The following is a 20,796-nucleotide window of genomic DNA, read 5'->3' as shown; positions in this document are numbered from 1 at the left end:
CTGCGGAATCGTGTGCTCCCACACTACCTGTGGGGACGACAACTGTGGCGGAACGAAGCACATGCCGTCGGAGACGGCGAGGCGCCGCGGCCTGTCAGGTGGTGAGCTGATCCACCAGTTCGGCGGCCGAGTCCACCGAGTCGAGGAGCTTGCCGACGTGCGCCGCGGTGCCGCGTAGCGGTTCGAGGGTGGGGATACGGACCAGCGAGTCCCCGCCGAGATCGAAGATGACCGAGTCCCAGCTCGCCGCCGCGACGTCGGCGCCGAACCGGCGCAGGCACTCGCCGCGGAAGTAGGCGCGCGTGTTCCGCGGCGGCTCGCTGATCGCGGCGAGCACGTCGTTCTCGTCGGTCAGACGCTTCATCGACCCGCGCGCGACGAGCCGGTTGTACAGCCCCTTGTCGAGCCGGACGTCGGAGTACTGCAGGTCGATGAGCTGCAGACGCGGTGCCGACCAGGACAGGTTCTCGCGCTGGCGGAACCCCTCCAGGATGCGCAGCTTCGCGGGCCAGTCGAGGATGTCGGCGCACTCCATCGGGTCGCGCTCGAGGCGGTCGAGCACGTCCGCCCACGTCTGCAGGACGTGTGCGGCGCGCTGGTCGTCGGAGTGCTCCTGGTCGTGGAACTTCTGACAACGCTCCAGATACTCGCGCTGCAGAGCGAGGCCGGTGAGCTCGCGACCGTCGGTGAGTGCGACCGTGGCCGTCAGCGACGGGTCGTGACTGATGGTGTGTACGGCCTGTACCGGCCGCGCGAGCTCGATGTCGGAGAAGTCGACACCGGCCTCGATGAGGTCGAGGACGAGCGCGGTGGTCCCGACCTTCAGGTAGGTCGAGGTCTCGGCGAGGTTGGCGTCGCCGATGATGACGTGGAGTCGCCGGTATCGCTCGGGGTCGGCGTGCGGCTCGTCGCGGGTGTTGATGATGCCCCGCTTGAGCGTGGTCTCCAGCCCGACCTCGACCTCGATGTAGTCCGACCGCTGCGACAGCTGATAGCCCGCCTCGTCGCCGGACTGGCCGATACCCACGCGTCCCGAACCGGTGATCACCTGCCGGGACGCGAAGAAGGTCGTGAGCCCGGCGATGACGGCGGTGAACGGGGTCTCCCGCGCCATCAGGTAGTTCTCGTGGGTGCCGTAGGAGGCGCCCTTGCCGTCGATGTTGTTCTTGTACAGCTGCAGCTTCGGAGCGCCCGGGACGCTCGCCACGTGACGAGCCGCGGCCTCCATCACGCGCTCCCCGGCCTTGTCCCAGATGACCGCGTCCATCGGGTCGGTGACCTCGGGTGCGGAGTACTCGGGGTGGGCGTGGTCGACGTAGAGCCGCGCCCCGTTGGTGAGGATCATGTTGGCCGCGCCGATCTCGTCGGCGTCGATGATCGGTGCGGGTCCGGCCCCGCGGCCGAGGTCGAAACCGCGGGCGTCGCGAAGCGGTGACTCCACCTCGTAGTCCCAGCGTGTCCGCTTCGCGCGCGGTACACCGGCGGCCGCGGCGTAGGCGAGAACCGCCTGGGTGGACGTCATGATCGGGTTCGCGGTCGGGTCGCCGGGCGCGGAGATTCCGTACTCGACCTCGGTCCCGATGATTCGCTGCATCCTTCGAGGGTAGATGTTCACTTGCCACCGGTCGCAACCACCGCACGTGCTGAGTACGGTCGACGCCGTGAAAGCATTCCGCCGGTTCACCGTTCGAGTGCCGCTGCCCGACCCGATCGCGACCCTCGCGCCGTTGTCGCACAACCTGCGCTGGGCGTGGCACACCCCCACCCAGGAGCTGTTCGCCACCATCGACCCGCGCCTGTGGTCGTCGACCGGCGATCCGGTCCGGGTTCTCGCCGACACCGACCCCGCCCGTCTGGCCGAGCTGGCCGACGACGAGGGTTTCGTGGCGCGGGTCGCCGAGGCCCACGTCGACCTCGAGCAGTATCTCGATGCACCGCAGTGGTTCCAGCGGTATGCGGCCGAGTCATCGGGACAGGACGGTTCGGCGCATGACCGGGTGGTGCCCCCGGGAATCGCGTACTTCTCGATGGAGTTCGGCGTCTCCGAGGTCCTGCCGATCTACTCCGGCGGCCTCGGCATCCTCGCCGGTGACCATCTCAAGGCGGCCTCCGACCTCGGGCTGCCGCTGATCGGCGTCGGATTGCTGTACCGCTCCGGTTACTTCCGCCAAGGCCTCGATCACGACGGCTGGCAGATCGAGCGGTATCCCGTGAACGATCCCGCCGACCTGCCCCTCACGCTCCTCGCCCCGGGCGACGGCGCGGAGCCGGTGATCGTCGAGGTCGCGATGCCCGGCGGGGCGACCCTGTCGGCCCAGGTGTGGGTGGCGTCGGTGGGCCGAATCCCGTTGCTGCTCCTCGACTCCGACATCGATCGCAACGACGACCAGCCCGAAGGCGCCGCCCTGCGCGCGGTGACCGACCGGCTCTACGGCGGGGATCAGGAACACCGGATCGCACAGGAGATCCTGCTCGGCATCGGCGGTGTCCGCGCGCTCCGCGAGTACGTCCGGATCACCGGCCGGCCCGAGCCGACGGTGTTCCACATGAACGAGGGACACGCGGGCTTCCTCGGCGTGGAACGCATCCGCGAGCTGGTGGCCGGCGGGCTCGACTTCGACACCGCGGAAGCGGTGGTCCGCGCCTCGAACGTGTTCACCACCCACACCCCGGTGCCGGCCGGGATCGACCGTTTCCCCGCCGACCTCGTCGCCCGTTACCTCGACGCCGACTCCGACGGCAAATCCCGCCTGCTGCCCGGGCTGGCCGCGGCGACGGTGGCCGAACTCGGCGACGAGGCGGACCCCGGCGTCTTCAACATGGCGCACATGGGATTTCGGCTCGGGCAACGCAGCAACGGGGTGTCGCAGCTGCACGGTGCGGTGAGTCGGGAGATGTTCGCCGACCTGTGGCCGGGTTTCGACGCCGCCGATGTGCCCATCGGCGCGGTCACGAACGGCGTGCACGGACCGACCTGGGTGGCCCCGGCGTGGCGTGACTTCGCCGACGGGGACGAGGACTCCGCGCCCGAGGTGTACGCGGGCCTGTCCGACGAGACGATCTGGCGAACGCACGAGGAGCTGCGCGCGGAACTCGTCGACGAGGTGCGGCGGCGCGCACTCGCCAGCGGCCTCGACCGCGGCTTCACCCACGCCGAGCTGGCATGGACCGCCGACCTGTTCGACCCGCACGTGCTGACCATCGGATTCGCACGGCGAGCGGCGACCTACAAGCGGCTGACGCTGATGCTCCGCGATCCCGAGCGCATGCGCGCCATCCTCACCGATCCCGATCGGCCGGTGCAGCTGGTCATCGCGGGCAAGGCCCACCCGGCCGACGAGGGAGGCAAGTCCTTGATCCAGCAGGTCGTCCGGTTCACCGAGGATCCGGAACTGCGCGATCGCATCGTGTTCCTTCCCGACTACGACATCTCGATGGCGCGTTTCATCTACGCCGGTTGCGATGTGTGGCTGAACAATCCGGTCCGTCCCATGGAGGCCTGCGGGACCTCGGGGATGAAATCGGCGCTCAACGGCGGGCTCAATCTGTCGATCCTGGACGGCTGGTGGGACGAGATGGCCGACGGCGACAACGGGTGGGCGATCCCGTCCGCGGAGGGGATCACCGACGAACATCGTCGCGACGATCTGGAGGCGCAGGCGCTGTACACGCTCCTCGAGGAGACGGTGATCCCCCTCTTCTATCGCCGGGCGGACGACGGTGTACCCCGCCGGTGGGTGGAGATGATGCGCCACACCCTCACTCGGCTCGGCCCGCAGGTACTCGCCTCGCGCATGGTCCGCGACTACACGACCGACCTCTACTGCCCGGCCGCCCGCGCCTACGAGTCCGCATGCGCCGACTCCTACGCGGGTGCGCGCGACCTCGCGGCTTATCGCCGGACCCTGGAGACCGGATGGTCGTCGGTGCAGGTGGCCGGGGTCGAGGACGAGCGTCGCGAGGACGGACTCTGGATCACCGCCCATGTGGCATTGGGAGATCTCGCGCCCGAGTCGGTCGCGGTGCAGGTGGTACTCGGCCGGGTCGGCGACGACGGCGAGATCCTGGCACCGACGTTCACCGACATGACCCCCGGACCCGACCGCGATGCGTCGGGCCGGATGGTGTTCACCGCACTGGTGCCGCCGTCGGCCTCCGGTCATCTCGGCTACACCGTCCGGGTGCTGCCCCGCCATCCGCAGTTGTCGTCGGAGTCCGAACTCGGGTTCGTACGCTTTCCGGCGACGACCGGTTGAGCGTGTCCGCAGATGTCGTGTGATGTTGCGTCCGGCGCAACGATGTGCGACGCCTACCGGGGTTCGCTTGCTCGACGTCCGGTGATGGGCCTCGTCAGCGCTTCTTCAATCGCAGCCGCGAATAGGTGAAGGCGAGCAGCAGCGCGCTGATCACCGCGAGCACCCCGTATGCGAGTGCGGTATGCGCGACCGATGTCTCCCACAGCGTGATGCGCTGCGGCGCGGCCACATTGATGTTGTAGAGGTCCACGCTGCCGGCCGCGACGACATACCCCCAGAACGACGGGAAGATCCACGACAGCTGTTCGAGTCCGATGCCGTCGAGTTTGAACAGGCCGCCGCAGAACACCAACTGGACCATCACGACGATGACCAGCGGCGGCATGACCTGCTCGTTGGATTTGACCGCCGACGAGATGGCGAGACCGACGAGCGTGCTCACGCAGGCGAGGACGGCCACCGCGACGAGCAACGCCAGCGGCGGCGGGAGGATCGGACCGCCGAAGTCGGGCAGCCCCCGACCGGCGAAGGTGATGCCGACCATGATGATCGTCTGCAGCACCGCGGCGATGAAGAACACCACGATCTTGGCGAAAAGGTATGCGCCGGGCCGCAACCCGACGGCGCGCTCGCGTTCGAAGATGTCGCGCTCCCCGACGAGATCGCGCACGGTCAGCGCGGCCCCCATGAACGCGGCCCCGACGACGAGCACGACGAGGATCTGGATCGCCTCCGCGCCGTCCTTCGGTGGCGGCGCGTTCGGGATCACCTCGAGGCGGGCGAACCCGCTCGAACCCGGGATCACCAAGGTGAGCAGGCCGAGCACGACGGGTAGCAGCACGAGGAAGACGAGATAGCCGACGTCGGCGAAGATGAGCCGCACCTGGCGTCGGGCGATGGTCGACGACTGGCGGGTGAAGCTCGTGTGCGGCACCGGTATCGGCGGACCGGGGGGACGCTGGGGCGGCGGCGGATTCGGCGCTCGGCGGTGCCGGTCCAGGTACCGCATGTGTGCGGTGTCCGGCTGATCGGCGACGTACGCGAAGATCTCTGCCCAGTCGGAGGTGCCCATCTCCCCCTCGACCTGTCCGGGCGGGCCGCAGAAGGACGTCTTGCCGCCGGGCGCCAGCAGCAGCACCTGGTCGCACATGGACAGATAGGTCAGCGAGTGCGTGACCACGAGGACCACACGCCCGGCGTCGGCGAGCCGGCGGAGGGTGGCCATCACCTGCCGGTCGAGTGCGGGGTCGAGACCGGAGGTCGGTTCGTCGAGGATGAGCAGCGACGGACCTGTCAGCAACTCCATCGCGACCGATGCGCGCTTCTGCTGACCGCCAGAGAGCTTCTCCACGCGGGTGTCGACGTGCTCGGTCAGCTGCAGCTCGCTGAGCACCCCGTCGATGACCCGGTCCCGATCGGCCTTCGAGAGGTCGGGTGGCAGGCGCAGTTCTGCGGCGTAGCGCAATGCCTGCCGCAGCGTGAGTTTGTGGTGCAGCACATCTTTCTGCGGCACCATGCCGATGCGGGTGCGCAGAGCGTCGTATTCGGCGTGGACGTTGCGGCTCTCGAAGGTGACCAGGCCGCTCGTCGGTGAGTTGAGTCCGGCCGCGATCTTCGACACCGTCGACTTACCCGCGCCCGAGGGGCCGATCACCGCGGTCAGCGTGCCCGGACTGGCGCTGAAGTCCACGTCGGCGAGCAGACGCTTCCCGCCGTCGACGACGAGACTGACCCCGTGGACGTGGAGGCCGTCGGCGACCGCGGCGCTCTCCTGCCCGCGCATCAGCGTGCCGCCGGACACCACGAAGTCGCTGTTGCCGATGGTGACGACGTCGCCGTCGGTCAGTTGCGCGCTCGACACCCGCCGGCCGTTGACGAACGTTCCGTTGACGCTGCCGAGGTCCTCGATCACGAGGGCGGCCCCGCGGCTGGACACCTGTGCGTGGTGCCGGGACGCCAGGACGTCGCTGACGACGATGTCGTTGTCGGGCGTGCGTCCGATCCGCTGGACTCCGCGGAGCGAGATCGACTCGCGCTCGGGCGGTGTCGGCGCCCCGGGCAGGCGGTAGACCGCCGACACGTTCTGCTGCAGCGCTTGCAGATGCGGCGCGCTCAGGACTTCCTGCGGCATCGGGTCCACACGAAACTGTCGCCCGCCCGGTGCATGGGCCGGCATCTGGCCTGAGGCCGGGACAGGCGCGCCCGGGAACCCCGCCGAGCGAGGACCTGACGGCGGGTAGCCCGACTGCATCGGACGCGAGACCGGCGGACCCGGCCGGGACGGCGCGCTGCGCCCGGGACCACTCGAGGGCGGCCGGCCGCCGGATGCGGGCACGTCGACCACGAGGTCGACGACCGGACCCGTGTTCACGTCGCCGAGGCGTACCTGGGTCGTACCGGGCACCATGAACTCGGCCATTCGCCGGCCGTTGAAGAAGAAGCCGTTGGTGCTGCCGATGTCGACGAGACACCAGGCCGTACCGCGCCACTCGATGGCGAGATGCCGACGCGACACCATCGGATGATTGATCACGATGTCGTTGTCGGGCTCACGCCCCAGGGTGATGCGCGGAGCGCCGCCCAGTGGATGCGGCGCCCCACCGTCGACGATCACTCGTCCACGCGCCATCGATGTGCTGTTCATCGCCGACAACTCTAGTGCTTGACGGCGCTGTTCACGCGGTTCTGTCGAGCAGACAGCCGACCCCGTGGGAGTCGGCTGTCTGCTCGGTCGAGACCACTGTCGCTACAGGTACTGACCCGTGTTCGTCTCGGTGTCGATGGCCCGGCTCGCGCCCGCACTCTTGCCCGTGACCAGCGTGCGAATGTAGACGATCCGCTCGCCCTTCTTGCCCGAGATCCGGGCCCAGTCGTCGGGGTTGGTCGTGTTGGGCAGGTCCTCGTTCTCCGCGAACTCGTCGAGGATGGAGTCGAAGAGATGCTGGACGCGCAGACCCGGTGCACCCGTGTCCAGTTGCGACTTGATCGCGTACTTCTTGGCCCGGTCGACGACGTTCTGGATCATCGCGCCGGAGTTGAAGTCCTTGAAGTACATGATCTCTTTGTCGCCGTTGGCGTAGGTGACCTCGAGGAACCGGTTGTCCTCGCTCTCGGCGTACATCCGCTCGACGACCTTCTCGATCATCGCGTTGACACAGGCCGTGCGATCTCCCCCGAACTCGCCGATGTCGTCGGCGTGGATGGGCAGCTCCTCGGTCAGGTACTTGGAGAAGATGTCGATCGCGGACTCGGCGTCGGGACGCTCGATCTTGATCTTCACGTCGAGGCGCCCTGGGCGCAGGATCGCGGGGTCGATCATGTCCTCGCGATTCGACGCACCGATCACGATGACGTTCTCGAGGCCCTCGACGCCGTCGATCTCACTGAGCAGCTGCGGGACGACGGTGGTCTCCACGTCCGAGGAGACGCCCGATCCGCGTGTGCGGAAGATCGAGTCCATCTCGTCGAAGAAGACGATGACCGGCGTGCCCTCCGAAGCTTTCTCGCGCGCCCGCTGGAAGATCAGCCGGATGTGCCGTTCGGTCTCACCGACGAACTTGTTGAGCAGCTCGGGGCCCTTGATGTTCAGGAAGTACGACTTCGCCTCCTTGGCGTCGTCGCCCCGCACCTGCGCGATCTTCTTCGCCAGGGAGTTGGCCACGGCCTTGGCGATGAGCGTCTTGCCACAGCCGGGCGGACCGTAGAGCAGCACGCCCTTCGGGGGACGCAGCTGGTAGTCGCGGAACAGGTCCTTGTGCAGGAACGGGAGTTCGACGGCGTCGCGGATCTGCTCGATCTGGCGGCCCAGGCCACCGATGTCCTCGTAACCGACGTCCGGGACCTCCTCCAGGACGAGATCCTCGACCTCGGCCTTGGGCACCCGCTCGAACGCGAACCCGGCCTTGGTGTCGATGAGCAGTGAGTCGCCGGGACGCAGCTTGCGACGCAGACCGTCCTCACCGTCGACCTCGCCCAGCAGCGGTTCGGCCAGCCAGACCACCCGCTCCTCGTCGGCGTGACCGACGACCAGGGCGCGTTTGCCGTCACCGAGCACCTCGCGCAGCGTGCTGATCTCGCCGACGGTGTCGAATTCGCAGGCCTCGACGATGGTCAGAGCCTCGTTCAGACGCAGGGTCTGCCCCTTGGTCAGCAGGTCGGTGTCGATGTTGGGCGAACAGGTGAGGCGCATCTTGCGGCCCGAGGTGAACACGTCGACGGTGGCGTCGGGGTGCACGTCCAGCAGGACGCCGTACCCGCTCGGCGGCTGACCCAGACGGTCGACCTCCTCGCGGAGAGCGACGAGTTGCTGTCGGGCTTCCTTGAGGGTGTCGAGCAGCTTCGCGTTGCGTGCGGTGAGGCTGTCCACCCGCTCTTGGAGATCCCCGGCCGGCCGGCCGGCTGCGCCGCGCGCAGACGAGTCCGGACCGCTCCGCGACAGCGGCGACTCGGTGCCGCTCCGCGGCGGGGGCGGAGTGTAGGCGGGGACGAAGCCCTCGTCGGATGCACTGGCGCCCTCGGGAACCGCGCGGTCCCCCAGTGCGTCGTGGCGGTCAGATTCGGTCATTGCTGACTCCTCTCGCCGGCAATCACCCGATCCCTCGATCGGAATGCTCGCGCCGTATCCCTACGCTACCGGCCGAGACGGCGAATCGCCGTCCACCGCGCAATCGCCGGTGTTGACGGTGTGTTAAATGTGCGTCTTCGCAACGTATTCGCGATGTTTCACCGCACAGCCCGGCGACTGGCCGTTGCTCCGCGGCCGCGCTCAGCCCTTGCTCGGACGGCGCTGCGGACGCAGCGTGGTGGTGCCGTCGGCAAGGCGCCGGGCCGTGATCAGAAACGCGGTGTGGCCTTGCATTTTGTGTTCGGGACGCACCGCGAGGCCCACCGCGCTCCACTCGCGGAGGAGCGTCTCCCAGGCCCGGGGCTCGGTCCAGCACTCCTGCTCGCGCAGGGCCTCCATCACCCGGGACAACTGGGTGACGGTCGTCACGTAGACCGTCAAGACCCCGCCTGGTTTCAACACGGTCCGCACGACGTCGAGCGGTTCCCAGGGCGCGAGCATGTCCAGGATGACGCGATCGAACCGTTCGTCCCGATCCACGTTCGCCAGATCGTCGACGGTGAGGTGCCAGTTGTCCGGCCGTCCCCCGAAGAAGGTCTCGACGTTGCGGATCGCGTGCTCGGCGTGGTCATCCCGGATCTCGAAGGAGACGACTTCACCGTCGGCACCGACCGCGCGCAGCAGCGAACACGTCAGCGCCCCGGAGCCGGCACCGGCTTCGAGGACGCGGGCACCCGGGAAGATGTCGCCCTCGAGGACGATCTGGGCGGCGTCCTTGGGATAGATGACCTGGGCCCCGCGCGGCATCGAGAGCACGTAGTCGACGAGCAGCGGGCGCAGCGCCAGATATTGGGTACCGCTGGTCGCGGAGACGATGCTGCCCTCGGGCGAACCGATGAGGTCGTCATGGGAGATGGCACCGCGGTGGGTGTGGAACTGCTTTCCCTCGTCGAGCAGCACCGTGAACTTGCGCCCCTTGGCATCGGTCAGCTGAACCCGGTCGCCGACGACGAACGGTCCGGTGGTGGGCACTGGTGCTTCCTCTCGTGAACGATCCGAACCCGCGCGACTCGGCGCAGGGGTTCGTGGGCCGTGTGGACGTTACCCGACGAGGTGGGCCGGTCCTGCCTCGTGTCGCTGCGGGGAGGGCGCCGCCCGGGTGGCCGGCGAGCGGACCCGAGTGTCGGGACCTCGGACTGTCGGGCCCGGCGCCTACCCTGCGAAGGGTGAGCACGATGACCGGAGTCGGAGACGCCTCCCCCAGCACGACCCCGACAGGGACCCCGGGCGGCCCCGACCCGAAGGCGCGAGGGATCGTCGGGCGCCCGCTGGCGCTGTCGCCGTCCCGCGCTGCGGACTTCAAGCAGTGCCCGCTGCTCTACCGCTACCGTGCGATCGACCGCTTCCCGGAGACCCCCACCACCGCGCAGACCAGGGGCACCGTCGTCCATGCCGCGCTGGAGAATCTGTTCGACCTCCCGGCCGAGCTCCGCACGCAGGACTCGGCCGAGTTGCTGGTCGAAGGCGCCTGGGCCGCGATGTGCGAGGGCGACCCCGAGCTCGCAAAGGTCATCGGCGAAGGTGGCCAGGCCGCGTTCCTCGCCGATGCGCACAAGCTCATCGCCACCTACTACACGATGGAGAACCCGACCGCCTTCGACGCCGACGCGGTGGAGGAACACGTCGAGATCGACGCCGACGACATGCTCATGCGGGGGTTCATCGACCGCATCGATGTCGCGCCGACCGGCGAGATACGCGTCGTCGACTACAAGACCGGGCGGTCGCCGGGTGAGGCGTACGAAGCCAAGGCGTTGTTCCAGATGAAGTTCTACGCGCTCGCGATCCTGCGCACCCGCGGAGTCGTTCCCGCCCGGTTGCAGCTGATGTACCTCTCCGACGGGCAACAGCTGATCTATCGCCCGGACCGTGACGAGCTGCTCCGCTTCGAGCGCACCCTGCGCGCGATCTGGCAGGCGATCCGCACGGCCGTGGCCTCGGGCGACTTCCGGCCGAAGAAGTCGTGGTCGTGCAAGTTCTGTGAGCACCGCGCCCGGTGTCCGGAGTTCGGGGGCGTCATCCCGCCGTACCCCGGTCCCCCGGCGGGTTTCGCAGTCTGAGCAGCCCCGACGTCCGCGGGACGCCCCCGCCCCGACCCATTATGTCGGCAGTCATAGAGTGACTCGGGTGGAGAACTCGTACTACGAACCCATCGATGCCCCGTCGGATGCTGCCCGTGACGAGGGCGACTTCGAGTACTTCCGCCCGACCGAGGCGACGCTGAGCGTGTGGTCGCCGACGATGCAGCACGGTGGTCCCCCGTCGGCCCTCCTGATGCGGTCGTTGCTGCGGTGCGAGCCCGACCCGGCTCAGCACTTCACGCGTGTGACCACCGAGATCCTCGGCCCGGTCGGGCTGGGCGTCAACCGGGTCGCCGCCCGGGTCGTGCGGCCGGGCCGCCAGATCAGCCTCGTCGAGACCGAACTGCAGGTGCAGCAGGCCGACGGGACGTTCCGCGCCGCCGCCCGCTCGGTGGGGTGGCGGCTCCGCGTCGCCGACACCGCCGAGATTGCGAACGGTCCCGATCCCCTGACGCCCGGACCGGACGAGTCGAAGGCGGTGATCGGCTTCTCCGACGATAACGGCGAGGCCGTCGACTGGGGCACCCTCGGGTTCATCGGCACCATCGAGTCGGTCCGGGCCGAGGGACGCAACGGCTCGACTCCCGCGGTATGGCTGCGGCCGGCGATCCCGCTCGTCGCCGACGAGAAGACCGAGGACCTGGAATCGATGTTCACCGTCATCGACGTCGCCAACGGGTTGGGCACCCGACTCCGCCCGAATCGGTGGACGTGGATGAACACCGACACCACCGTGCACCTGACGCGCGTCCCGAGCGGACCGTGGGTCGGCATCGACGCCCACATGATCGCCGGTCCGGACGGGTTCGGCAGCACCTTCGCCGACCTCTACGACGCCTCCGGCCACATCGGCCGGTCGGCCCAGACGGTGATGCTCAGCGCGGTGCAGTAGCCACAAACCCACCACTAATCGGCAAACCCACCAGCTCGCAGCTGGTGGGTTTGACGAAATGGGTGGATCTGCCTCCGCTAGAACCGGCAGGACCGGATGTCCGTCGCCAGGATGGCCTTGGCGCCGAGCTCGGACAGCTCGTCCATGAGGTTCTGGTGGTCCTTGCGGGGCACCATTGCGCGGACCGCGACCCAGTCCGGGTCGGCCATGGGCGCCACGGTCGGCGACTCGAGGCCCGGCGTGAGCGCCGACGCCCGATCGAGAAGCGAACGGGGGCAGTCGTAGTCGATCATCACGTACTGCTGTCCGAACACCACGCCCTGCACTCGGGCGACGAACTGCCGTTCGGCCTTGGTGAGGTCGGCGTCGCGCCGGGAGATCAGGACCGCCTCGGAATCGCACAGCGATTCACCGAACGCCACCAGGCCGTGCTGACGCAACGTGCGACCGGAACCGACGACGTCGGCGATCGCGTCGGCGACACCGAGCTGGATCGAGATCTCGACCGCACCGTCGAGCCGGATGATGTCGGCGGTGATGCCATGACCGGCCAGGTCCTCGCGCACGAGGTTCGGGTACGACGTGGCGATGCGTTTGCCCGCGAGATCGGCCACCGCCCACTGCTGGTCGGCCGGAGCCGCGTAACGGAAGGTCGACGAGCCGAAGCCCATGGCCAGCTGTTCGCCCACCTCGGCGCCGGAGTCGCGGGCGAGGTCACGTCCGGTGATGCCCAGGTCGAGCCGGCCGGAGGCGACGTAGATCGCGATGTCCTTGGGACGCAGGAAGAAGAACTCGACGTCGTTGTTGTTGTCGAGGACCGTGAGGTCCTTGGCGTCGGTCCGGCGGCGATAGCCGGCCTCGGAGAGGATGGCCGACGCGGATTCGGAGAGCGCACCCTTGTTGGGTACGGCCACTCTCAGCATCTCGTTGTCCTTTTCGTGGAGTGCGCCTGCGGGCGCGGGGATGGAGCAGAACTGTGTCGTGTGGACTGTGTCCGGACCGGGTCAACCGGTCACAGATGTCGGTACACGTCCTGCAGCGTCAGTCCCCGCTTGATCATCATCACCTGCAGCCAGTAGACGAGCTGCGAGATCTCCTCGCCGAGCGACTCGTCGGATTCGTGTTCGGCGGCGAGCCAGACCTCACCCGCCTCTTCGATGATCTTCTTGCCCAGGGTGTGGACGCCGGAGTCGAGGGCGGCGACGGTACCCGAACCCTCGGGACGGCTCTGCGCCTTGTCGCTGAGTTCGGCGAACAGCTCCTCGAAAGTCTTCACGATTCCTCATTTTTGCATGTGGAGATGCGCGCGAGACCGCCGGTCCATGCACCGGCGACATCGTCGAGGTCCAGCCCGACAAGACTGGTCCGGAAGACGCGCAACCGGCCCGGCTCGACCGGTGCCGCGGACTCGACGACGAGCGTCGGACATCCGGCCGCCGATGCCGCCTGGGCGCCGGTCGGCGAGTCCTCGACGGCCAGACAGTCGGCCGACGGGACACCGAGCAGTTCCGCCGCGCGCAGGTAGGGGTCGGGCGCGGGTTTGCCCACCGCCACCTCGTCGCCGCAGACCGTCGTGGTGAATCGTCCACGCCCGATGGTCTCCAGGGCCACCTCGGTCAACTCCCGCACCGTGTTCGTCACCAGCACCATGGGGATCCCTGCCCCGGCCACCAGGTCGAGTGCTTCGGCTGCGCCGGGACGCCACGGCAGGTCGTCGGCGAACAGTTCGGCGACCCGATCGAGAGTCCAGCGTCCGTCGGCATCGGGATCGCGCTCCGCGGCGGACAGACCGGCCGCGTCATGCACCTTCGCCAATGCGTCCGCCAGCGAGTTCCCGAGAGTGGATTCGCGGAGTTCCGGTGACATGACGATGCCGTGCCGGGCGGCCAGTTCCGCCATCGCGACGTCCCAGATCGGTTCGGAGTCGAGCAGCGTGCCGTCCATGTCCCACAGCACGGCAGCGGGGAGTCGCGCACCCGACGGTGAGGTGGGGCCGGCGGTGGAGACGGTGGGGGCGGTGTCGGTCACCCCTGCATCATCGCAACCCACCGCTCGGTGGGCTCGTCGGCGGGGTAGAACAGCTCGATGGTCAGCTCCTCGAGGGTGACATCGCGTGGGGAGCCGAACGTCGTGAGGGTGCTGAAAAACGACAGCACCTGGTCGCCGAGGGCGAGCCGGAACGGCACCAGCAACTGCGGTTGTCCCCCGACTCCGGCACGGTCGCGGGCGAGACGTCCGTCGAGTGCGGCGACGGTCGGATATCCCGAGACCTCCCGTTCGAGGTCGGCGAGGCGCGGATCGCCGGTGATCCGCGCCATCCGCCGGAGCAACTCGAGCAGGTAGGTCGCCCACTCGTCGAAGTTGTGCGTGGCCCGCGCGAATCCGTCCGGATGCAGCGACACCCGGAACAGGTTGACCGGTCCGGTCTGCAGTTCGGGCGGCAACAACTCGAGAAGGGTGAGCGCGGTGTCGTTGGCCAGCACGACGTTCCAGGTCCGGTCGAGCGCCATGCCCATGTTCGGGTTGTGGGCGTCGAGCAATCGCTGGACCGACGACCGGACGTGGGCCATCGTGTCCGAGTCGAGCGGTTCCTCGCTGTAGCGAGGTGCGTGCCCGGCAGCGAGGAGCAGCGAATTTCTCTCTCGCAGTGGAACATCGAGCCGCTCGGAGAGCGCCTCGAGCAGCGCCGGACTCGGGCGTGACCGGCCGGTCTCGACAAAACTGAGGTGACGCGGCGAGACACCGACCTCGTAGGCGAGATCCAGCTGGCTCAGCGAGCGGCGAGAGCGCCACTGCCGCAGCATGCTTCCCACCTCGACGGTCATGGGGTCATGGTAGGTCCCGGGCGGGAGCGCGGCGACTACCTCACGGGTAACGGTCGTCCGGCGATCAAGACCGCAGACAGGACTCGATCAACTCCAACGAGTGTCCGATCGTCTGGGCGAGGACCTCTTCGGGTTCACCGTCGAACACTTCCCGGGAGGCGCTGACGCGGCCGCGGTGATCCAGTCCGAACCACACCGTTCCCGGTGCCGCCTCGTCGGGTTCGGGACCGGCCTCACCGGTCACCGCGACGACGAGGTCGGCGTCGAACAACCGGGCGGTCGACGCCACCATCGCGCGCGCCGCGGTCTCGCTCACGACCGGCCCCTCGGGCACGTCGAGCAGGTCGTACTTGACGTCCTTGTGGTAGGCCACGACCCCGCCGCGGAACCACGTACCCGCGTTCGGCGCCTTGCTCAGTTCGGTTGCCAGGTTCCCGCCGGTCAGCGATTCGGCGACCGCGATCCGGACGCCCGCTTCCATCGCGGCGTCCGCCACGCGCTTGCAGGTTTCCGAGAAGTCACTCACATCCGACATGTGTCGCTCCCTTCGTGTCCGCGTCGACCATCGCTGGTTGGTATCCACAGGGCCGCGCCCTGAAACGACTACCTGGTAGGTAGTGGTGCCGGCGGCGTGGGTGCGAGACGTTGGGGACATGACCCGCATAGAGAACGACCCCGTTCGCACACGGCACACGACGGTGTTGATCTCGCCGGCGATGGGAGTGCCGGCGCGTGTGTACCGGCGCTTGACGGAGGCCCTGACCAGAGCCGGTTTCGACGTCGTGATCGTCCCTCGGCGAGGGATCGAGGAGGGAAGCGAGCCACCGTCTCGACGTTCCGACTGGTCCTATGCCGACGAGGCGGACGACCTGGCCGACGCCGTGACCGCCGCGCGGAACGAAACCCCGGAGGTGAGGGTTCTGGTGCTCGGTCACAGCCTGGGTGCACAGCTGGCGGCGGTGGTGGCGTCACGGACCGACCAAGCTCCCGACGGGGTCGTGGCGATCGGTGCATCGGTCCCCCACTTCCGCCACTACGGCGCACGCGGGATCCCGCTCGCCGCACTGGCCGCGTCGGTGACGCCGGTCGCGGCGGTGCTCGGCCGGTGGCCACGACGCGGCTTCGGCGGTCCGACGCCGCGCACGCTGATGCGGGAATGGGCGCGCATGGTGCTGACCGGGTGGGCGCCGTTCGCACTCGACTCCCGAATGCGGTTGCCGGCGTTGTCGATCCGGTTGCACGACGACGAGGTCGTGTCCGGCCGCGCCGCGGACGCCTACGACGCGGCGTTCGACAAGGACGCGATGTCGGCACTGTGTTACCGGGCCTCCGACGGTCCGGCCGGGGGCGTCGCGACGCACCTCGGATGGACGCGGACGCCTGACGGGATCGTCGAGCTGATCGCGCGATGGTGGGAATCTCACGCCGTCCAGGAGCCCGATCGGGACTCGACGCGGTCGCGTGTGCGCACGCCGGTTCGTTCCGCCCAGGCGCCGGTAGCGAGGTAGGCCAGCACGGCGATCGCCACGCCGCACGATGTCACCACCATCCAGAACGGTCGTGCGGTGGCGCTCAGGTCGTCGGCCACAGTTTCCACCCGTCCGGAGAACGCGATGGCACCGGACACCGCCACGCCCAGCGCCGTCCCGACCTGCCGCCCGGTGGAGGCCATCGCGGAGGCGAGCCCCGCCTGGGTCCGCGGCATGCCCGAGACCGCGGCATTCGTGATGGGCGCGTTGACCAGTCCGAAGCCGATGCCGAACACGAGGTAGGCCGCGCCGAGGTAGGTGAACGGGGTATTGGGTCCGACGCCGAGGAGCAGCATTCCGCCCGCCGCCATCCCGATCCCGCCTGCGAACAGTGACGGCCGGGACCCCCGCGCGGCCACGAGGCGTCCTGAGACCGGAGCGCAGCACGCGGCGGCCAGAGCCATCGGGATCAGCATCAGACCCGCGCCGAACGGACTCAGCCCGCGGACTTCTTGCAGGTACAGGGTGTTGAGGAAGAGGAACCCGCCGGTCGCCGCGAACGCGATGACCGCGCACACGACCGCGACGGTGAACGGCACACTGCTGAAGAACCGCGGGTCCAGGAGCGGCTCGTCGCGGCGCAATTCGTAGCAGATCAGGATCGCAGACGAGCACGCAGCGACCGCGAAACAGCCGACGATGACGCCGGACCTCCAGCCCAGCACATGCCCTTCGATGATCCCGAACGTCACGGTTCCCAACAGCACGAGGATCAGCAGCTGACCCACCACATCGGCCCGTCGAGGCTGTGGCGCCCTCGACTCAGGGACGTACCGCCGGCTGAGAACGAGGGCGAGCACGCACACCGGGACATTGAGCACGAAGATCGCCTGCCAGCCCAGGCCGGAGACGAGCGCACCACCGACGACCGGGCCGAAGGCCAGACTCGCCCCGAATGCACTTCCCCACAACCCGATCGCCCGCGCACGCGCCTTCGGCTCGGTGAACACAGTGGTCACGATCGACAGGGCCACCGGGTTCAGCATCGAGCCACCGACCGCCTGGACGGCCCGGGCCGCGATGAGCACCTCCGCTGTCGGCGACACCGCGCAGAGCACCGACCCGGTTCCGAAAACCGCGAGGCCGACCCCGAAGATGCGTCTGCGACCGAGCCGGTCGCCGGTGGTGCCACCGAGAATGAGCAGGCTCGCGACGACCAGCGTGTACGAGTCGACCACCCACTGGAGCTGAGACGGCGTGGCGTCGAGATCGGCACCGATCGACGGCAGCGCCACGTTGACCGCGGAGATGTCGAGGCCGACGAGGAACATGCTCAGACAGCAGACGACCAGGATGACGCGTCGACGCCCGGTCGTGGACATGGAGCCAATGTAGAACCCCGACCCCGGGGCGGCGCCGACCGGCTGAGGATCATGCTCACCGGGAACGAGACCCGCGAGGCGCCGGGATCGTCGTAGTCTGGGCCCACGCGCACCGCCGAGGAGAAAGCCGAGCTCCCATGTCGAAGATCCTGGTGTTCGGACACCGCAACCCCGACACCGATGCCATCGGGGCGGCGATCGGCCTCGCCCACCTCGAAGCCGCGCTGGGCAGCGATGTCGAGGCCGTCGCCCTGGGCCGGCCGAGTCTCGAAACCGCCTTCGCACTGGAGCATTTCGGACTCGACGCGCCGCGCGTCATCGAGACGGCCGCGCCGGCGGAGGTGATGCTCGTCGACCACAACGAGCGCCAGCAGAGCGTCGCCGACATCACCGACGTGACCGTCCTGAAGGTCATCGACCACCATCGGATCGCCAATTTCGAGACGGCGGCGCCGCTGTACATGCGCGTCGAGCCGGTCGGATGCACCTGCACGATTCTCACCCGGATGTACGCGGAGAACGGGGTCGAGATCCCGCGTCCGCAGGCGGGCATCATGCTGTCGGCGATCATCTCCGACACCCTCTTGTTCAACTCCCCCACCTGCACCGACGCCGATCGCGCCGCTGCCGCCGAGCTTGCCGACATCGCGGGCGTCGACGTCGACGAGTACGGCGACGCGCTTCTACGGGCCGGGACCGCGCTCGGCGACGAGCCGGTGTCGGCGATCATCGGACGGGACTCCAAGAGCTTCGAAATGGGGCCGAAGACGGTGCGGGTCTCGCAGATCACCACGGTCGACTCCGCCGAGATACTCGACCGTCGCGACGAGTTCCTGACGGCGATGACCGCCGAGAAGGAGGCAGCCGGCTACGACCTCTACCTCCTGCTCATCACCGATGTGATCAAGGCCGACTCGGACCTGCTCGTGGTCGGCGAACCCGCCTCGGCCATCGAGCAGGCGCTGGGTGTCACCGTCGCCGACGGCCACGCCTTCGGCAAAGGCGTCGTCTCGCGCAAGAAGCAGATCGTCCCGCAGTTGACCGAAGTGCTGGACGTCTGAGCGGTCTCTGGCCTCCCCGCGCACATCCGCAGTCGAGAGAGGACTCGTAACAACATAATTCGAGGACAACGCAAACCGGCGCCCCCACCTACCACAACGCACCGACAAGTTGCTGTCGCCGAATACCGTTGCACAACAGAAACTTTCGAGTTGCGAGATGCCGGCTGTGGTGTACACTCGAACGTACATTCGCAGCTACGGTTCTTGGGGGGGGTGGCCATGTCTGACGGATCAGCGACGCCGCAGCCGCGTGCCGTCGAGTTGATTGCCGACCTCCACCGCATCGTGGACGAGTTGCAGACGGTCGACCTGGGGCCGTGCACCGATGCCGAGTTGGCCGAAGTGGCAGCCGATACCGAGAAAGCGATCGCACGGTTGACTGTTGCCGGTGACCGGCAGATCGATCAGGTCGAGGCCCGCGACCTGCCCCGCAAAGCCGGGTGCCGAACACTCATGCAGTACATGACCCACCGGCTACGCGTCTCCAACCCGATGCGACGCCGTAAGCAGATGGACGCCACCGCCACCCGCACCAGCCTCGGCGGCGACAAACTGGAACCCGAACACCCCACCCTGGCCGAGGCTTTCGCCGCAGGAGCGGTCGGTTCCGCACACGTGCAGGCCGCCCTCGATGTCCTCGACCAGATCCCCCACGGAATCGACCACGACGTGAAAGTCGCGGCCGAACGGCAGATGGCCGAGATCGCCACCGACCACACACCCGCCGACATCACTCAACTCGGTGCCCGGCTGCTGGCTCATCTCGACCCCGACGGCACATTGGCTGATGACACCGACCAGAAACGACGCCGCAACCTGTGGATCGGCCGCCAACGCGCTGATGGCACCGCGAAGATCTCCGGCACGCTGACCCCCGAACTCGCCGCCCGGCTGACGATGATGTTCGCGGTATGGGGCAAACCCGGGCTCAACAATCCCGACGACCCCGAGGCACCCAGCGGGCCGGCCGGGGCCGCTGACCCCGACGCCCTGACCACCGCAGCCGACCGTGACAGCCGTACTCCCGCGCAGATCAATCACGACGCGCTCGACGCCGCCCTGGCCGCAGGTTTCGCCGACGGGACCCTTGGAAAGTCGCACCGCGGGTTGCCCGTGCAACTGATCGTCAAAGCCGACCTCAACGACCTCATCCGCGAAGCCGGACTCGCGACCACCGCCACCGGCACCGTGCTGCCCATCCGGGACCTGATCGCGATGGCCGGTGAGGTCCAGCCGTGGTTGGCGATCTTCAAAAACGCCACCGCCGTCCCGCTGCACTTCGGGCGCGGGAAACGACTCGCCACCCGCGAACAACGCCTCGTCTCCTTCGCCCGCCCTGACGGCGAGGTGTGCTCGACGCCCGGGTGTGATCAGCCCGCCACCCACGTCGAGCTTCATCACGCCCAGAAGGACTGGGCCAAGGGTGGTCTCACCGACATCGACGATCTCGCCCCAGCCTGTCCCCGTCATAACCGCATGGTCGGTGACCAACCCGGGCAGTACACCACCCGCATCGCCCGGTCCGGACCCGACGAAGGCCGCTGCCTCTGGCGACTCAACGCCGAGCCCGGCGCACCACCCAACCCCGAACGCCTCAACCGCCGACCCGACATACCCCGGCGATTCACACAACACCTGAACACCGTGCGCGAACAGATCCACGGACCACCAACGCGGTCCGGTGATCACGCGCGCCCGAACAACCGGCACCACGACGACGCGCGTCGCTCATGGTCGAGAACCAGCCACGTCATCGACGTGAGACCAACCCGACCCGGCCAACGACAGCTCCAACCCTCCCTCGTCGAAGCATTCCTAGCCGAGCTCCTCGCACGCAACTGACTGCGCTGCTACGCAAGAGGACCCGTCGTAGCTCGCCGACCTCGACGTGCTCCTTCGTCGCTTGCTCGGCCCGGCGGCTATCGCTCCTCATACCTCAGTGTCTGCGGCCTGCCGGCCGTCGTGGACTCCGAAAGAACCCGTTGTGCTCGGCGCGAGCCCAATCACTGCTCCCTGAGGAGGCCGGAGCTTGCGGAGGCCGTCACGAAGGGTCCAGGTGAGTTGGGTTGCGAAGACCCTTCGTGACGCACCCTCCGCAAGCTCCGGGCGCTCCTCAGCCTGGATCCGTGGAAGGAGTTCAGGTGGGGTGGGGTTGGGGCGCGTGATCGCCTGATTGTGTTGTGGGCGTGTGGTATTCGCTGACCTG

General features: G+C 68.3%; 16 protein-coding genes. 6 read left to right on the top strand and 10 right to left on the bottom strand.

Annotation, left to right across the window (positions count from 1 at the left end; genetic code table 11):
- Positions 1 to 94: 94 nt before the first annotated feature.
- On the bottom strand, positions 95 to 1,594 hold the full coding sequence (gene dop / locus ACFUEJ_RS20650; RefSeq protein WP_058250430.1) for a depupylase/deamidase Dop: 1,500 nt from the start codon (positions 1,592 to 1,594) through the stop codon (positions 95 to 97).
- Between the two features lie 67 nt (positions 1,595 to 1,661).
- On the opposite strand from dop, the gene glgP reads away from it, so the two are divergent.
- Positions 1,662 to 4,256, top strand: coding sequence for an alpha-glucan family phosphorylase (gene glgP, locus ACFUEJ_RS20645; RefSeq protein ID WP_247449169.1), 2,595 nt, complete (start codon positions 1,662 to 1,664; stop codon positions 4,254 to 4,256).
- A gap of 94 nt (positions 4,257 to 4,350) precedes the next feature.
- Here the strand turns inward: glgP and ACFUEJ_RS20640 are convergent, their stop codons facing one another.
- The 3 genes from ACFUEJ_RS20640 to ACFUEJ_RS20630 all read right to left on the bottom strand — a co-directional run bounded on the left by ACFUEJ_RS20640 (position 4,351) and on the right by ACFUEJ_RS20630 (position 9,852).
- On the bottom strand, positions 4,351 to 6,885 hold the full coding sequence (locus ACFUEJ_RS20640; protein WP_388031590.1) for an FHA domain-containing protein: 2,535 nt from the start codon (positions 6,883 to 6,885) through the stop codon (positions 4,351 to 4,353).
- 117 nt (positions 6,886 to 7,002) lie between these two features.
- On the bottom strand, positions 7,003 to 8,820 hold the full coding sequence (arc, locus tag ACFUEJ_RS20635; protein ID WP_058250428.1) for a proteasome ATPase: 1,818 nt from the start codon (positions 8,818 to 8,820) through the stop codon (positions 7,003 to 7,005).
- Positions 8,821 to 9,021: 201 nt separating this feature from the next.
- Positions 9,022 to 9,852, bottom strand: coding sequence for a tRNA (adenine-N1)-methyltransferase (locus ACFUEJ_RS20630; RefSeq protein WP_388031559.1), 831 nt, complete (start codon positions 9,850 to 9,852; stop codon positions 9,022 to 9,024).
- 203 nt (positions 9,853 to 10,055) lie between these two features.
- Between ACFUEJ_RS20630 and ACFUEJ_RS20625 the strand changes: the two genes are divergently transcribed.
- Complete coding sequence (locus ACFUEJ_RS20625) at positions 10,056 to 10,940, top strand: RecB family exonuclease (RefSeq protein ID WP_388031556.1); 885 nt, start codon at positions 10,056 to 10,058, stop codon at positions 10,938 to 10,940.
- A 67-nt stretch (positions 10,941 to 11,007) separates the two neighbouring features.
- Positions 11,008 to 11,853, top strand: coding sequence for a thioesterase family protein (locus tag ACFUEJ_RS20620; RefSeq protein WP_068970060.1), 846 nt, complete (start codon positions 11,008 to 11,010; stop codon positions 11,851 to 11,853).
- Positions 11,854 to 11,930: 77 nt separating this feature from the next.
- On the opposite strand, the gene hisG is transcribed toward ACFUEJ_RS20620, so the two are convergent.
- The 5 genes from hisG to ACFUEJ_RS20595 all read right to left on the bottom strand — a co-directional run bounded on the left by hisG (position 11,931) and on the right by ACFUEJ_RS20595 (position 15,213).
- On the bottom strand, positions 11,931 to 12,776 hold the full coding sequence (hisG, locus tag ACFUEJ_RS20615; RefSeq protein ID WP_058250425.1) for an ATP phosphoribosyltransferase: 846 nt from the start codon (positions 12,774 to 12,776) through the stop codon (positions 11,931 to 11,933).
- A gap of 89 nt (positions 12,777 to 12,865) precedes the next feature.
- A complete protein-coding gene (locus ACFUEJ_RS20610; RefSeq protein WP_014926729.1) occupies positions 12,866 to 13,129 on the bottom strand; it encodes a phosphoribosyl-ATP diphosphatase in 264 nt (87 codons plus the stop codon).
- Entirely contained in the window at positions 13,126 to 13,881 is a 756-nt protein-coding gene (locus ACFUEJ_RS20605) for an HAD family hydrolase (protein ID WP_388031551.1), read from the bottom strand. Before ACFUEJ_RS20605 ends, ACFUEJ_RS20610 begins: the two co-directional genes overlap by 4 nt.
- Positions 13,878 to 14,678, bottom strand: a complete 801-nt coding sequence (locus ACFUEJ_RS20600; RefSeq protein ID WP_058250424.1) for a helix-turn-helix transcriptional regulator — start codon at positions 14,676 to 14,678, stop codon at positions 13,878 to 13,880. The genes ACFUEJ_RS20605 and ACFUEJ_RS20600 overlap by 4 nt, the downstream gene beginning before the upstream one ends.
- A 64-nt stretch (positions 14,679 to 14,742) precedes the next feature.
- Positions 14,743 to 15,213, bottom strand: coding sequence for a CinA family protein (locus tag ACFUEJ_RS20595; RefSeq protein WP_137810644.1), 471 nt, complete (start codon positions 15,211 to 15,213; stop codon positions 14,743 to 14,745).
- A gap of 118 nt (positions 15,214 to 15,331) precedes the next feature.
- On the opposite strand from ACFUEJ_RS20595, the gene ACFUEJ_RS20590 reads away from it, so the two are divergent.
- Positions 15,332 to 16,186 carry an alpha/beta fold hydrolase gene (locus ACFUEJ_RS20590; protein WP_259937111.1) on the top strand — a complete coding sequence of 285 codons (855 nt, stop codon included), beginning with the start codon at positions 15,332 to 15,334 and terminating at the stop codon, positions 16,184 to 16,186.
- Here the strand turns inward: ACFUEJ_RS20590 and ACFUEJ_RS20585 are convergent.
- Positions 16,099 to 17,529, bottom strand: a complete 1,431-nt coding sequence (locus tag ACFUEJ_RS20585; RefSeq protein ID WP_388031547.1) for an MFS transporter — start codon at positions 17,527 to 17,529, stop codon at positions 16,099 to 16,101. The genes ACFUEJ_RS20590 and ACFUEJ_RS20585 overlap by 88 nt on opposite strands.
- A 137-nt stretch (positions 17,530 to 17,666) precedes the next feature.
- Between ACFUEJ_RS20585 and ACFUEJ_RS20580 the strand changes: the two genes are divergently transcribed.
- Together ACFUEJ_RS20580 and ACFUEJ_RS20575 are read left to right on the top strand one after the other, a co-directional pair.
- Positions 17,667 to 18,590, top strand: coding sequence for a manganese-dependent inorganic pyrophosphatase (locus tag ACFUEJ_RS20580; protein ID WP_259937115.1), 924 nt, complete (start codon positions 17,667 to 17,669; stop codon positions 18,588 to 18,590).
- 219 nt (positions 18,591 to 18,809) lie between these two features.
- Positions 18,810 to 20,432 (top strand): DUF222 domain-containing protein, encoded by a 1,623-nt coding sequence (locus ACFUEJ_RS20575; protein WP_388031544.1) that lies wholly within the window; start codon positions 18,810 to 18,812, stop codon positions 20,430 to 20,432.
- The last annotated feature ends 364 nt before the right edge of the window (positions 20,433 to 20,796 follow it).

Source organism: Gordonia sp. NPDC057258 (assembly GCF_042668985.1).
In the GTDB taxonomy this organism is placed as follows: Bacteria; Actinomycetota; Actinomycetes; order Mycobacteriales; family Mycobacteriaceae; genus Gordonia; species Gordonia hongkongensis.
Note: the sequence above shows the minus strand (reverse complement) of the source record. Positions and strands in the feature narration are given on the sequence as shown.

What these genes read in the sequence shown, in the direction of transcription:
- ACFUEJ_RS20580 (WP_259937115.1), top strand. Translation starts at nt 17,667, where the DNA reads ATGTCGAAGATCCTGGTGTTCGGACACCGCAACCCCGACACCGATGCC.
- ACFUEJ_RS20575 (WP_388031544.1), top strand. Translation starts at nt 18,810, where the DNA reads ATGTCTGACGGATCAGCGACGCCGCAGCCGCGTGCCGTCGAGTTGATT.
- hisG (WP_058250425.1), bottom strand. Translation starts at nt 12,776, where the DNA reads ATGCTGAGAGTGGCCGTACCCAACAAGGGTGCGCTCTCCGAATCCGCG.
- arc (WP_058250428.1), bottom strand. Translation starts at nt 8,820, where the DNA reads ATGACCGAATCTGACCGCCACGACGCACTGGGGGACCGCGCGGTTCCC.
- ACFUEJ_RS20595 (WP_137810644.1), bottom strand. Translation starts at nt 15,213, where the DNA reads ATGTCGGATGTGAGTGACTTCTCGGAAACCTGCAAGCGCGTGGCGGAC.
- ACFUEJ_RS20640 (WP_388031590.1), bottom strand. Translation starts at nt 6,885, where the DNA reads ATGGCGCGTGGACGAGTGATCGTCGACGGTGGGGCGCCGCATCCACTG.
- dop (WP_058250430.1), bottom strand. Translation starts at nt 1,594, where the DNA reads ATGCAGCGAATCATCGGGACCGAGGTCGAGTACGGAATCTCCGCGCCC.
- ACFUEJ_RS20590 (WP_259937111.1), top strand. Translation starts at nt 15,332, where the DNA reads ATGACCCGCATAGAGAACGACCCCGTTCGCACACGGCACACGACGGTG.
- ACFUEJ_RS20585 (WP_388031547.1), bottom strand. Translation starts at nt 17,529, where the DNA reads ATGTCCACGACCGGGCGTCGACGCGTCATCCTGGTCGTCTGCTGTCTG.
- ACFUEJ_RS20600 (WP_058250424.1), bottom strand. Translation starts at nt 14,678, where the DNA reads ATGACCGTCGAGGTGGGAAGCATGCTGCGGCAGTGGCGCTCTCGCCGC.
- ACFUEJ_RS20625 (WP_388031556.1), top strand. Translation starts at nt 10,056, where the DNA reads ATGACCGGAGTCGGAGACGCCTCCCCCAGCACGACCCCGACAGGGACC.